We start from the raw sequence: 13,920 nt of genomic DNA on the forward strand, positions 1-13,920 counted from the left end.
GGCGCGCCCCGCCCGCCCCGCTGGGGGGGGGGGGGGCCCCCCCGCGCCGGCGCGGGTGACCGCGGGGGGCGCGGGGGGCCCCAGAGGCGCCCCCCCCCACCCCCCCGGGGGGGGGGTCCCGCCCCCCCACGCCGCACGCGAGGTGCGTCACATGACGGACGTCACGCGGTGAGCTTCGCCAGGGCCGCGTCGATGCGGGCCAGGGACTCCTCCTTGCCCAGGATCTCCAGGGACTCGAAGAGCGGCAGGCCGATCGTGCGGCCGGTGACGGCGACGCGGACCGGGGCCTGGGCCTTGCCGAGCTTGAGGCCGTGGGCCTCGCCGGCGGCCAGGACGGCCTCCTTGAGGGACTCCGGGGAGGTCCAGTCGGCGGCCTCGAGCTTCTCGCGGGCCGTCTTCAGCAGGGCGTCGGAGCCCTCCTTCATGGCCTTCGTCCAGCTCGGCTCGTCGAAGACGGGCTCGGGCAGGAAGAGGAAGTCCACGTTGTCCGTGATCTCGGACAGGACCTTGAGGCGGGTCTGCGCGTGCGGCGCGATGGCCGCCCACTTCGCCTCGTCGAAGTCCTCCGGCGCCCAGGGGGCGACGGGGGCCTTCAGCCAGGGCTCGCAGCGGGCCGCGAACTCCTTGGGGTCGAGCAGGCGGATGTGGTCGCCGTTGATCGACTCGCACTTCTTGAGGTCGAAGCGGGCCGGGTTCGGCTGGACGTCCTTGACGTCGAAGGCGGCCACCATCTCCTCGATCGAGAAGATGTCGCGGTCGGCCGAGAGCGACCAGCCGAGCAGCGACAGGTAGTTGAGCAGGCCCTCGGGCAGGAAGCCGCGCTCGCGGTACAGGTTGAGCGAGGACTGCGGGTCGCGCTTGGAGAGCTTCTTGTTGCCCTCGCCCATGACGTACGGCAGGTGGCCGAACTCGGGGGTGATCTTGGCGATGCCCAGGTCCTTGAGCGCGTCGTAGAGCGCGATCTGACGCGGGGTGGAGGACAGCAGGTCCTCGCCGCGCAGGACGTGGGTGATCTCCATGAGGGCGTCGTCGACCGGGTTGACGAGCGTGTAGAGCGGGGCGCCGTTGGCCCGGACGATGCCGTAGTCCGGCACGTTCTCGGGCTCGTAGGTGATGTCGCCGCGGACCAGGTCGGTGAAGGTGATCGTGCGGTCGGGCATCCGGAAGCGGATGATCGGCTTGCGGCCCTCCGCCTCGTAGGCGGCGATCTGCTCGGCGGTCAGCTCGCGGCAGTGGCCGTCGTAGCCGGACGGCTTGCCGGCGGCGCGGGCGGCCTCGCGGCGCTCGTCGAGCTCCTCGGTGGAGCAGTAGCAGGGGTACGCCTTGCCGGCCGCGACCAGCTTGTCGGCGACGTCCTTGTAGATGTCCATGCGCTGCGACTGCCGGTACGGCGCGTGCGGGCCGCCGACCTCGGGGCCCTCGTCCCAGTCGAAGCCGAGCCAGCGCATCGCGTCGAGGAGCTGGTTGTACGACTCCTCGCTGTCGCGGGCCGCGTCGGTGTCCTCGATGCGGAAGACGAGAGTGCCCTGGTTGTGGCGCGCGAAGGCCCAGTTGAACAGGGCGGTGCGGACCAGGCCCACGTGGGGGTTACCGGTGGGCGAGGGGCAGAAACGGACGCGTACAGGTGCGCTAGCCACGCTTGACAACCTTGTTGGTGAGAGTGCCGATGCCTTCGATGGTGACGGCGACTTCGTCGCCGACGTTGAGGGGGCCGACCCCTTCCGGGGTGCCCGTGAGGATGACGTCGCCCGGAAGCAGGGTCATGGCCTCGGAGATGTTCGCGATCAGGTCCGCGATGGGCGTGATCATGTCCGACGTGCGGCCGAGCTGGCGCTGCGCGCCGTTGACCGTGCACTGGATGGTGAGGTCGGAGGCGGCCTTGAGGTCCAGGTCCGTCTCGACCCAGGGGCCGAGCGGGCAGGACGTGTCGAAGCCCTTGGCGCGGGCCCACTGCTTCTCGCGCTTCTGCACGTCGCGGGCGGTCACGTCGTTGGCCGCGGTGTAGCCGAGGATCACGTCGTTCGCGCGCTCGCGCGGGACCTCGCGGCACATGCGGCCGATGACGACGGCGAGCTCGGCCTCGTGGTGCAGTTCCTCGGAGAAGGAGGGGTACTGGATGGCGTCGCCGGGGCCGATCACGGAGGTCGAGGGCTTGAAGAAGGCGAAGGGGGCGTCCGGGACCTCGTTGCCCAGCTCCTTCGCGTGCTCCGCGTAGTTGCGGCCGAAGGCGATGACCTTGTTCGGGAGCACGGGGGGCAGCAGGCGGACCTTGCTGACCGGGACCTTGGTGCCGCTCAGCTCGAAGTCGGCGAACGGGATGCCCTTGATGATGTCGAGCACCAGTTCGTCGGGCTTGTCGCCCTCGACCGCGCCGAAGGCGACGTTTCCGTCGATGGAGAATCTGGCGATCCGCACGGGTGGCTGCGCCCCTTTGTCACGTTCTGCGATGGGCCCGGGATTGGGTCGACCGGGCTCCAGGCTATCGCTTCGGGGGTTGACAGGCCGGGCGGCCTCAGGCGGCGGGGACGACCTCGGGGGCGACCATGAGGATCGTGCGCTTCGGGTTGGCCGTGTTCGACGGGAGGTCGACCGAGTGTTCCGGGAGGGCGGGGGCGGCCTGGAGCTCGTCGGCGTCCTCGAGGTGCGCCAGCGTGGTGCGGCGCGGGTTGGCGATCTTGTGGAACATGGTCGTCGTCTTCATGAGAGTGCTCAGGAACCTTCGGTCGTCGGATGGGCCATCCCTGCAAAGCGTCAGGCTAAACATCTGATTCCCGTCGAAAGCCGGGAAGTTGTGATCGTCCTTGTGTGAGTTTGCTCACGAGGGGGTGTCCAAATGGGGCTTTTCGGGCGGCCGATCAGGCATGGAGAACCGGACATTCCGTACCTGAAGCCGCCATTCCGCTCCCGATCATGGCGACTGGGACACCCCCTGCCCGTACGTACAACGTCCCTGATCGTCCGGTTTTCCCTAGATCATCTTCCACACCTCGTAACCCTCCCTTCACTTGGTGTCACGGAAGATGTGCCAGATCCCGTTGCCCTTGTTGGAGATCCTGCACTGTGCTGGAATTCCCGGGACCGCCGCGGGTATCGAACCGGCGCACGGGGGCGCGCTTCAGCGCCGAGCAGCGGCGGGAAGGGGGAGCCAGCGCCGGTCACTCACGACCACAGGGGGGCGTTTCAGGTCGCCCCTCGAACTACGCCGACACCGCCTTGTCCGCTCTCGCGGACGGGCGCCTGGTCCAGAGGTTGCGACGCTAGTGCAGGGACGTAAGAACAGGGATGGCAGCGCTGCGGCGGAGCCGGAGCCGCGCGGCGGGACCGGCCCGATAGCCGGCGGTTCCCAGCCCCCGCACGCCCAGAACCCGGGACGCACCGCGTCCGTCGACGGCCCGGAGCGCGACGGGCGCCCCGGCATGTCCGAGGGCCCGACCGCCCCCGCGGCGCCGTCGGTGAAGACGAAGGGCCCCACGGGCCCCGGCTCGCGCATGGCCCTGCGCAACTGGCGCATCTCGACGCGACTGGTGTCGCTGCTCGCCCTCCCCGTGGTCGCCGCGACCTCGCTGGGCGCGCTGCGTATCGCCGAGTCCCTCGGGGACATCGAGCAGCTCGACAACATGAAGCTGCTCACCGAGATGACGAAGCAGGCCACCGACCTGGCCTCCGCGCTCCAGGAGGAGCGCGACCAGTCCGCGGGTCCGCTCGCCAACGGCGCGAACGCGAACGAGGACTTCAACATCAAGGCCGCGCGCGAGAAGACCAAGCGCGCCCGCGACACGTTCCTGCAGAGCACGACGGACATCGAGAGCGACGGCGGCGCCGGCAGCCTCAACGGTGTGCGCGAGCACGCCGTGCAGATCGCCCGTGACCTCATCGGTCTGAACGAGATCCGCCAGGACGCGTACAAGAACCCGAAGAACTCCTCGCAGACCGTCGAGGCGTACTCGCGCATCATCAACCAGCTGCTCTCCCTGTCGACCGACATGGCGCAGGCGACCAGCAGCCCCGAGATGATCCAGCGCACCCGCGCGCTGGCGGCCTTCTCGTCCGCCAAGGAGTACGCGTCCGAGCAGCGGGCCATCATCGCCGCCGCGCTGCCGCCCAACGGCAAGAGCTACGGCTCGCTCTCCGAGACGGACCGGCAGTACGCCAAGGCCGCGCAGGAGAACCAGGACTCGCAGCTCGACTCGTTCAAGAGCGTCTACGGCAACGTGGCCGCCGAGGAGCTGCTCAAGCCCCTCGACGAGAACAACGCGACCATCAAGGCCGCCGACAGCTACGCCGAGCGCGTGCTGCGCGACCGCAACGGTCTGCGCACCCAGGACAAGCGCTCGTACCGCGACTGGGTCGACGCCGACAGCTCCCGCATCCAGCAGATGTCCAGCATCGAGCTGACGCTGCTCAACGAGATGGAGCAGCAGGCCCGCGAGCTGCGCAACGAGTCCGAGCGCTCCGCGATCATCAACGGTGCGCTGATCCTCCTCGTGCTCGGCGTCTCGCTCGTCGGCGCCTTCGTCGTGGCGCGGTCCATGATCCGCTCGCTGCGCCGGCTGCAGGACACCGCGACCAAGGTCGCCCAGGACCGTCTGCCCGAGCTCGTCAAGGAGCTCTCCGAGTCCGACCCGCAGGACGTCGACACGTCCGTGGAGTCGGTCGGTGTGCACTCCCGAGACGAGATCGGCAAGGTGGCCGCGGCCTTCGACGAGGTGCACCGCGAGGCGGTCCGCCTCGCCGCCGAGCAGGCCCTTCTGCGGGGCAACGTCAACGCGATGTTCACCAACCTCTCGCGCCGCTCGCAGGGCCTCATCCAGCGTCAGCTGTCACTGATCTCCGAGCTCGAGTCCCGTGAGGCCGACCCGGACCAGCTGTCCTCGCTGTTCAAGCTCGACCACCTCGCGACCCGCATGCGCCGTAACGGTGAGAACCTCCTCGTCCTCGCCGGTGAGGAGCCCGGCCGTCGCTGGACGCGGCCCGTGCCGCTCGTCGACGTGCTGCGTGCCGCGGCGTCCGAGGTGGAGCAGTACGAGCGCATCGAGCTGGCCGCCGTGCCGGCCACCGATGTCGCCGGCCGCGTCGTCAACGACCTCGTGCACCTGCTCGCCGAGCTGCTCGAGAACGCGACCTCGTTCTCCTCGCCGCAGACCAAGGTCAAGGTCACCGGTCACGCGCTGCCCGACGGCCGTGTGCTGATCGAGATCCACGACACGGGTATCGGTCTGTCGCCCGAGGACCTCGCGGCGATCAACGAGCGGCTCGCGTCGCCGCCCACCGTGGACGTCTCGGTGTCGCGCCGCATGGGTCTGTTCGTGGTCGGTCGTCTGTCGCAGCGTCACGGCATCCGCATCCAGCTCCGCCCGTCCGACTCCGGTGGTACGACCGCGCTGGTCATGCTGCCCGTGGACGTCGCGCAGGGCGGCAAGAAGGCTCCCGGCAAGCCGGCCCCCGGCCAGTCCGGCGGTCCGGCCGCCGCGCAGGCCGCCGCCGGTGTCGCGGCCGCGCGCCGCGGTGTGCAGGGCGGCGGGGCGGCGGGCGGCTCGGCGAGCCGGCTCGGTGCCGGTCCGTCGGCGGCACGTCCGCAGGTCGGCGCCGGTGCCGGTGGCCCGCGTGCGGCGCTGCCCAGCCGGGACGGCGGTCCTACGGGGCCGCAGAACCCGCAGGCTCAGCAGAACCCGCAGGGCCAGATGAACCCGCAGGGCCAGCAGAATCCGCAGGGTCAGCAGTACCCGCAGAATCCGCAGCAGAACGGGCAGCAGGGGCTGCCGCAGGGGCAGCAGAACCCTCAGCACCCCCAGATACCCCAGCGCCCCCAGGCTCCGCAGCGCCCGCAGGCCCCGCAGCCCGTCCGCGCCCAGAACCCGCAGGGTCCGTCCAACACGGGCAGTCTCTTCGACTCCGGCATGCGAGGTCCGGTCCCGCCGCAGCAGCGCACCCACGCCGACCCGAACGGGCCGGCCGCGCAGCAGCCGCAGGGCGGCCGTCCGGTGCTGCCGCCGCGCGGCGGTCCGCGTGCCGAGCTGCCGGGCGGCAACCCGCAGCCCCGCACGCCCAGCTGGAGCGACGAGAACGCGCAGCCGCACCTCGACGCCCCGCGCGGTCACGACGAGCCGGACTCCACGACCCAGTTCCCGCCGGTGCGTGACGACCGGCAGGGTCCGGGCGCCACGGCCGAGTTCGCCCGTCCCGACTTCGACGCGCCGCGGCCGGCTCCGGTCCAGGACCAGGGCACGGGCGCCTTCGCCCGCCCCGACGTCTACGGCGGCGTGCCGAACGGTCCGGCTCCGCAGACGAACGGGTTCCACGACCCGTCGTCCACCGGTCAGTTCGAGCGTCCGTTCCCGCCGCAGCAGCAGGGCATCCCGGCGCAGCCCACGCAGGACGAGTACCTGCCGCCAGCCAACGGCCCGGTCGACAACCGGACGCCGCTGTTCGACACGCTGGAGACGAACTGGCGCCAGGGCCAGCAGGAGCAGGCCCCGCGCCGGCCCCAGCAGCCCCAGCAGCCGCAGCAGCAGGACCTGCCGCAGCGCGGTGCCCCGCGCCCGGCGGAGGCCCCGCAGCAGCAGACGCCGTTCCAGCCGCAGCGTCCGCAGACTCCCGCCGCCGCGCCCTCGCGCCCGGCGACGGCCGCCGACCCCGGCCAGGACCCCGCGTCCTGGCGGCAGTCCCCGAACGACGAGCTGATGCGCCAGGCCGAGCGGGTGCGCAAGCCCGCGGCCGGCGGTGTCACCGTCTCGGGTCTGCCTCGTCGTGTCCCCCGGGCGAACCTCGTGGCGGGCACGGCTCAGGAGCAGCAGACCCAGGCGGGTCCCCAGGTCTCCCGCGCGCCCGACGACGTGCGGGGGCGCCTGACCAATCTCCGTCGGGGCATCCAGCAGGGCCGGCAGGCGAACGGCACCGGTCAGACGGGCAGCTACCCCCGCCCCACTCACCAGCAGGAGCGTTAGTTGAGTCAGATGAGCCAGGCGGCACAGAACCTGAACTGGTTGATCACCAACTTCGTGGACAACACCCCGGGTGTCTCGCACACAGTGGTGGTGTCCGCGGACGGTCTGCTGCTCGCGATGTCCGAGGGGTTCCCGCGCGATCGCGCGGACCAGCTGGCGGCCGTGGCGTCGGGGCTCACCTCGCTCACGGCCGGTGCGTCCCGCATCTTCGAGGGCGGGCCGGTGAATCAGACGGTCGTGGAGATGGAGCGCGGCTTCCTCTTCATCATGTCCGTCTCTGACGGCTCGTCCCTGGCCGTGCTCGCGCACCCCGAGTGCGACATCGGTCTCGTCGGCTACGAGATGGCGCTGCTCGTCGACCGGGCGGGCGCCGTGCTCACCCCGGACCTGCGCGCGGAGCTGCAGGGCAGCCTGCTGCACTGACGGGGGTGACGGCCGGTAACCCCGGCCACATCAGAAGTCTGGCGCACCACCCGCCACAAAATCCAGAGCGAACACCCAATCCCCTTCCGACCCACGTCCGGCCGTCACACAATCCCCCCACCGGCCCACCCTCAGACGGCAGGCCCCCGGCCCGCCGTCCCGCCCGGAGGATCCATGACCCCGCCCACCGCTCCTCACGATCCGTACGGCAGCGCCGCTGCCGACAGCTACGGTCATGAGGGCGACCAGCCGCTGGTCCGTCCCTACGCGATGACCGGCGGCCGGACCCGGCCGCGCTACCAGCTCGCGATAGAGGCGCTCGTGTCGACGACCGCCGATCCGGCGGCGCTGCAGACGCTGCTCCCGGAGCACCAGCGCATCTGCCACCTGTGCCGCGAGGTGAAGTCGGTCGCCGAGGTCTCGGCGCTGCTCTCGATGCCTCTCGGTGTGGCCCGGATCCTCGTCGCGGACCTCGCGGAGGCCGGCCTCGTCGCCATCCACCAGCCGGGTGGCGACGAGAACAACGGCGGTGCGCCGGACGTGACTCTGCTCGAAAGGGTGCTCAGTGGACTTCGCAAGCTCTGACGGCGCGACCGGGGCTCCCCGGTCGACGACCTCGGCCAAGATCGTGGTGGCCGGTGGCTTCGGCGTCGGCAAGACCACGTTCGTGGGTTCGGTCTCCGAGATCAACCCGCTGCGTACCGAGGCCGTGATGACGTCCGCGTCCGCGGGCATCGACGACCTCACGCACACCGGGGACAAGACGACCACGACGGTCGCCATGGACTTCGGCCGCATCACGCTCGACCAGGACCTGATCCTGTACCTGTTCGGCACGCCGGGTCAGGACCGCTTCTGGTTCATGTGGGACGACCTGGTGCGCGGCGCGATCGGCGCCGTGGTCCTCGTCGACACGCGCCGGCTCGCGGACTGTTTCCCGGCCGTGGACTACTTCGAGAACTCCGGCCTGCCGTTCGTGGTCGCCCTCAACGGCTTCGACGGGCACCAGCCGTACAACCCGGAAGAGGTCCGCGAGGCGCTGCAGATCGGTCCGGACACCCCGATCATCACGACGGACGCCCGGCACCGTGCGGATGCAAAGAGCGCGCTGATCACGCTGGTGGAGCACGCGCTGATGGCCCGCCTCAAGTAACGGGAAACGGTCGCAAGTAGGCCACCAAGTGACAAGATCCGTACGGTAGTTGTCAGTGGCTCCGCGCAGGCCCGTGTGGCCTTTGACACGCGGGGCCACTGTGTTCATAACGTTTCGACAGAGAATTCCACGGGCACCGACACGGGTCGCGCACACCTGGCTCCACTGTGCTCACAAGAGCCCCGCCTTTTGGCGGGGCTCGTTCTTTATGCCCGTTTTATCTGGGGGGACGGCGTCCTGGAGCTTCCGGTTCCGACTGTTTGGAAGTGCGCCTCCTGACGTGCTGGAATGCGCTGAACTGCCCAGTAAGAACGGGCCTGGAGACACACAGCGGCACGTGTAGGTGCCGACCGCCGAGAGGTTGTTGGTCGAGTGAGGCGAAGCAAGAACAGTCCCGAGCCGGCTTCGGCACGGGGCAACTTCACCCCGCCGCCGCGCACAGCGGCCGAGGCCGCACCGGTGGCCGAGGCCGCGGCGCCGGCACCGTCGGGCGGACGGATGTCGCCGCGCAACTGGCGCGTGCCCACGAAGCTGAACGCGATCCTGCTCATACCCGTGATCGTGGGTCTGGTCATGGGCGGCTTCCAGGTGAAGAACTCCATCGACACCTGGCACGAGGCCCAGGACGCCGAGAGCACGGCCCGGCTGGTGCAGGCGTCCCTGACCTACGGCAACCTCCTCATCGAGGAGCGCGACGTCACGGCCGCCCCGCTGCTCCAGGGCAAGAAGGACGACCCCAAGGTCATCGAGGCCCGTGAGGCGACGGACCGCGCCGCGACGGCCTTCCGCGCGGCCGCGCAGAACATGCCGCAGACCGAGGGCCTCAAGCGGCGCCTGGACGGGTTCAACAAGGTCGAGGGCGGCCTGGACAAGCTGCGGGCCGCCGCCTACACCTCCAAGCTGCCCGGCACGCAGACCGAAGAGGGCTACGTCCAGATCCAGCACCCGCTGATGGAGTTCGCCAACGAGCTCGGTCTGGGCACCGGAAACATCACGAGCTACGGCCGCACGGTCTACGCGATCTCGCTGTCGAAGGCGGCGCTCTCGCTCGAGCGCTCCATCGGCATGCACCTGCTCGTGAAGCCCGGCCCGACCCGGGAGAGCTTCGCCAAGCAGCGCACCGCGCTCGGCAGCTACGCCTACCTCGAGGGCATCGCCATCGAGGAGTACAAGGGCGGTGGCACCCCCGAGGACCTGGCCAAGCTCGAGCAGGCCCAGAAGCAGCTCAAGACGGACGGCGCCAAGCAGGCGGCCGCGGCCAAGGCCAAGGACCCCTCCTACGTGCCGCCGCCGGCCGACCCCACCGAGATGGTGGCCGGCATCGTCGCGATGCCGAGCACCCAGCCCGCGGCCCGCCTCGCGCTCGCGCAGGGCGGCATCACCGCCCAGAACTGGTGGGCGGTCAACACGGCGAAGTTCGACGCCTACCGCACGATCGAGTCGGATCTCGCGGACAAGGCCGTGAACGAGGCGTCCGGCATCGCCGACGACGCCAAGCAGGAAGCCATCGTCATCGGCGTCGCCGTGGTCGTCGCGCTCCTCGCCGCCGTCGTGCTCGCCGGTCTCATGGCCCGCCAGATGTCGCGCTCCATGCGCCGCCTGCGCACCGCCGCCTTCGACGTGGCCGAGCAGCGCCTGCCGATGCTGGTCGACCAGCTCTCGCGCACCGACCCGGGCCGGGTCGACACCCGCGTCACGCCCATCCCGATCACCACGAGCGACGAGATCGGCGAGGTCGCCCGCGCCTTCGACCAGGTGCACCGCGAGGCCGTCCGGCTCGCCGCCGAGCAGGCCCTGCTCCGCGGCAACATCAACGCGATCTTCACCAACCTGTCGCGCCGCAACCAGTCGCTGATCGAGGGCCAGCTGACCCTCATCACCGACCTGGAGAACAACGAGGCCGACCCGGACCAGCTGGAGAACCTCTTCCGCCTGGACCACCTCGCGACCCGTATGCGCCGCAACGGCGAGAACCTCCTGGTCCTCGCCGGCGAGGAGCCCGGCCGCCGCTGGGACCAGCCGGTCCCGCTGGTCGACGTGCTGCGCGCCGCCTCCTCCGAGGTGGAGCAGTACGAGCGCGTCGAGCTGTCCGGCGTCCCGGAGGCCGAGATCCACGGCCGCGCGGTCACCGACCTCGTGCACCTGCTCGCCGAGCTCCTGGAGAACGCGACGACGTTCTCCTCCCCGCAGACCAAGGTCCGCGTCACCGCGACCCGTCTCCCCGACGGCCGCGTCATGATCGAGATCCACGACAAGGGCATCGGCCTCACCGCCGAGGACTTCGCGGACATCAACCACAAGCTGGCGAACCCGCCGACCGTGGACGCCGCGATCTCCAGCCGCATGGGCCTCTTCGTGGTCGGCCGCCTGTCGGACCGGCACGGCATCCGCGTCCAGCTGCGCCCCTCGGGCGAGCAGGCCGGCACCACCTCGCTGGTCATGCTCCCGGACGGGATCACCCACGGTGGTGGCGGTCAGCAGGCGCACGACCAGAACGAGTTCACCGTCTCGACGATGATTCCGCAGCAGCCGGCCTTCGAGAAGGCTCCGCTGCGCACCGCCGCCGAGCTCGGCTTCGACGACAGCCGCTACGAGGTCCCGGACGACGCCCGCGAGCTCGACCCGGTCGGCCGTTCGCTGATGCGCGAGGAGCGCCGCGCGGCGCTCGAGGCCCAGGCCCACACGCCCGAACCGGGCCACTCGCCCGACGGCCGCCCGCTGTTCCGCGACGAGGTCGCCCCGCAGCAGGCGGAGCCCGACACCGCGTACGCGCCGCAGTCCGCCTACGCCGATCAGCAGGTCGGCTACGACCACGGCCAGGATTCCGGCTACGCCGATCAGCGTCAGGACGTCTACGGCGAGCAGCAGCCCGCCTACGACGGACAGTCCCAGGGCGGGTACGACGGATTCGCCGCGGGCCGACCGGGCCCGCAGGCCGGCGACCCGCACGGCCAGGTGCCGGACTACGGCCCGCACGGCGGCTATGCGGAACCGGCTCAGGAGCAGTACAGCCCGTACGAGGAGTCTGCCCCGCAGGCCGAATGGCAGGCCCAGGACGGCTATCAGGGCGAGTTCCAGGGCGGCTTCCCGGCCTCGTACCCGACTGAAGCGGAATCCGTCCAGGGCACTGACGCCGTGGAGCCGGAGAGCGTATCCTTCGACCCGCACGGTCCGCTGTCGGCCGGGCCCTCCCCCTCCGTCCCGCACGCGCTGACCGATGCAGGTCTCCCGCGCCGGGGCGGCGCACCCCAGCGCCAGGAGCCCGCGCAGGCCCCGGCCGGGGACTCCACGACCGGCGACGACACCTGGCGCTCGGCCAACGACGAGCGGTGGGAGCGTGCGGAGCAGCTCAAGAAGCCGAAGGCGGGCGGAGTCACCTCCTCGGGTCTCCCCCGGCGCGTGCCCAAGGCCAACCTGGTCGAGGGCACGGCGGAGTCGACGCCTCAGGGCGGCCCCCAGATCTCCCGCGCGCCCGAGGACGTTCGCGGCAGACTGAGCAACCTGCGCCGTGGCGTGCAGCGGGGCCGCAGCGAGGGCGGCGGCGAACAGCAGTGACGGCGGTTGCAGTACCGGAAGTCGTAGTACCAGCAGTTGCAGTACCAGCAGTGATGAAGACGAACGGCCAGGTCAGCGGGTCTCCCGATGAGCCTGACAGCACCTACAACCAGGAGCGTTAGTGTGAGCCCGATGAGCCAGGCGGCACAGAACCTGAACTGGTTGATCACCAACTTCGTGGACAACACCCCCGGGGTGTCCCACACGGTGGTGGTCTCCGCCGACGGACTCCTTCTGGCGATGTCCGAAGGGTTCCCCCGTGACCGTGCCGACCAGCTGGCGGCCGTCGCGTCGGGTCTGACCTCGTTGACCGCGGGCGCGTCCCGCATCTTCGAGGGTGGCGCGGTGAACCAGACAGTTGTGGAGATGGAGCGGGGATTCCTGTTCATCATGTCCATCTCTGACGGTTCTTCTCTCGCCGTCCTTGCACACCCCGAGGCGGACATTGGCCTCGTTGGGTACGAGATGGCACTTCTTGTCGACCGCGCGGGCTCGGTTCTCACCCCCGACCTGCGCGCGGAGCTTCAGGGAAGCCTTCTCAACTAGTAGACAAGCGGTGCGTTTTCGCGCCTCGTGGCCGTAAGGTTTCGGGACGCGGCTCCACAGTGATGGTGCCCAGCGCAGTCGGAGGAGGAGTACGTGTCTGGTTCAGCAACACCCCCGAGCGGTTCGTCCGCCAACTGGCCGCCCTATGGCCCCGCCCAGGGCCAGGCCGGCGTGGGCGGCGACGGTTCGCAGAACCGGTACGACTTCCCCGCTGCGCCCAGCCACGCCCGGCCGATGCGGCAGCCCGGTCCCTACGACCAGCCGCACGCGCCGCGCATCCAGCCTGTGCAGCCGCAACCGCGTCCCGACGCGAAGCCCGCGCCTGCTGCGAACAACCCCCTGGTGCGTCCGTACGCCATGACGGGCGGCCGCACCAGGCCGCGCTACCAGCTCGCCATCGAGGCGCTGGTGCACACCACCGCGCAGCCGCACCAGTTGCAGGGCCAACTGCCCGAGCACCAGCGGATCTGCAACCTGTGCCGGGAGATCAAGTCGGTGGCCGAGATCTCGGCCCTGCTGACCATTCCTCTCGGTGTGGCCAGGATTCTCGTCGCCGACCTCGCGGAGGCGGGCCTGGTCGCCATCCATCAGCCCGGCGGCGACGAGAGCGCCGGCGGCCAGCCAGACGTGACTTTGCTCGAAAGGGTGCTCAGTGGACTTCGCAAGCTCTAGCGGAGGGCCGGCAACTCCAAGTCGTTCCACCACGTCCGCGAAGATCGTGGTGGCCGGCGGGTTCGGCGTCGGCAAGACGACCTTCGTGGGCGCCGTGTCGGAGATCAACCCTCTGCGCACCGAGGCCGTGATGACGTCCGCGTCCGCGGGCATCGACGACCTCACCCACACCGGGGACAAGACGACCACCACGGTCGCCATGGACTTCGGCCGCATCACCCTGGACCAGGACCTGATCCTGTACCTGTTCGGCACCCCCGGCCAGGACCGCTTCTGGTTCATGTGGGACGACCTGGTGCGCGGCGCGATCGGCGCCATCGTGCTCGTCGACACCCGCCGCCTGGCCGACTGCTTCCCGGCCGTGGACTACTTCGAGAACTCCGGCCTGCCGTTCGTCATCGCCCTCAACGGCTTCGACGGCAATCAGCCGTACAACCCCGACGAGGTCCGCGAGGCGCTGCAGATCGGCCCGGACACCCCGATCATCACGACGGACGCCCGCCACCGCGCGGACGCCAAGTCGGCCCTGATCACGCTGGTGGAGCACGCGCTCATGGCGCGTCTGCGGTAGCGGAACCCGGCCCGCACGGCACATACGAGAAAGGCCCCGCCTCTCCTGGGAGAGGC

General features: G+C 70.5%; 10 protein-coding genes and 1 pseudogene. 8 read left to right on the plus strand and 3 right to left on the minus strand.

Going from position 1 to position 13,920, the window contains the following annotated elements; translation table 11 throughout:
- Positions 1-161: 161 nt before the first annotated feature.
- The 3 genes from gltX to ACFW9D_RS33420 form a co-directional block, all read right to left on the minus strand.
- Entirely contained in the window at positions 162-1,646 is a 1,485-nt protein-coding gene (gene gltX, locus ACFW9D_RS33410) for a glutamate--tRNA ligase (RefSeq protein WP_384628296.1), read from the minus strand.
- Complete coding sequence (locus ACFW9D_RS33415; RefSeq protein ID WP_384628299.1) at positions 1,630-2,415, minus strand: fumarylacetoacetate hydrolase family protein; 786 nt, start codon at positions 2,413-2,415, stop codon at positions 1,630-1,632. Before ACFW9D_RS33415 ends, gltX begins: the two co-directional genes overlap by 17 nt.
- Positions 2,416-2,512: 97 nt before the next feature.
- Entirely contained in the window at positions 2,513-2,701 is a 189-nt protein-coding gene (locus tag ACFW9D_RS33420; RefSeq protein ID WP_188336656.1) for a hypothetical protein, read from the minus strand.
- 559 nt (positions 2,702-3,260) lie between these two features.
- On the opposite strand from ACFW9D_RS33420, the gene ACFW9D_RS33425 reads away from it, so the two are divergent.
- The 8 genes and pseudogenes from ACFW9D_RS33425 to ACFW9D_RS33460 all read left to right on the plus strand — a co-directional run bounded on the left by ACFW9D_RS33425 (position 3,261) and on the right by ACFW9D_RS33460 (position 13,864).
- On the plus strand, positions 3,261-6,944 hold the full coding sequence (locus ACFW9D_RS33425; protein ID WP_384628302.1) for a nitrate- and nitrite sensing domain-containing protein: 3,684 nt from the start codon (positions 3,261-3,263) through the stop codon (positions 6,942-6,944).
- Positions 6,945-6,953: 9 nt separating this feature from the next.
- On the plus strand, positions 6,954-7,367 hold the full coding sequence (locus tag ACFW9D_RS33430; RefSeq protein ID WP_003951074.1) for a roadblock/LC7 domain-containing protein: 414 nt from the start codon (positions 6,954-6,956) through the stop codon (positions 7,365-7,367).
- Between the two features lie 174 nt (positions 7,368-7,541).
- On the plus strand, positions 7,542-7,952 hold the full coding sequence (locus ACFW9D_RS33435; protein ID WP_384628305.1) for a DUF742 domain-containing protein: 411 nt from the start codon (positions 7,542-7,544) through the stop codon (positions 7,950-7,952).
- Positions 7,933-8,520, plus strand: a complete 588-nt coding sequence (locus tag ACFW9D_RS33440; protein WP_188336659.1) for an ATP/GTP-binding protein — start codon at positions 7,933-7,935, stop codon at positions 8,518-8,520. The genes ACFW9D_RS33435 and ACFW9D_RS33440 overlap by 20 nt, the downstream gene beginning before the upstream one ends.
- A gap of 372 nt (positions 8,521-8,892) precedes the next feature.
- Positions 8,893-12,197 (plus strand): annotated as a pseudogene (locus ACFW9D_RS33445) (nitrate- and nitrite sensing domain-containing protein).
- Between the two features lie 10 nt (positions 12,198-12,207).
- The gene (locus tag ACFW9D_RS33450; RefSeq protein WP_005311461.1) at positions 12,208-12,621 is read left to right on the plus strand and encodes a roadblock/LC7 domain-containing protein; all 414 of its coding nucleotides are present in this window, start codon (positions 12,208-12,210) and stop codon (positions 12,619-12,621) included.
- A gap of 93 nt (positions 12,622-12,714) precedes the next feature.
- Positions 12,715-13,293: a DUF742 domain-containing protein gene (locus tag ACFW9D_RS33455; protein WP_188336661.1), complete on the plus strand. Its 579-nt coding sequence runs from the start codon at positions 12,715-12,717 to the stop codon at positions 13,291-13,293.
- Positions 13,274-13,864, plus strand: coding sequence for an ATP/GTP-binding protein (locus tag ACFW9D_RS33460; protein WP_188336662.1), 591 nt, complete (start codon positions 13,274-13,276; stop codon positions 13,862-13,864). Before ACFW9D_RS33455 ends, ACFW9D_RS33460 begins: the two co-directional genes overlap by 20 nt.
- Positions 13,865-13,920: the final 56 nt, after the last annotated feature.

The sequence above is a fragment of the Streptomyces sp. NPDC059524 genome (assembly GCF_042749255.1).
GTDB lineage: Bacteria > Actinomycetota > Actinomycetes > Streptomycetales > Streptomycetaceae > Streptomyces > Streptomyces xanthii.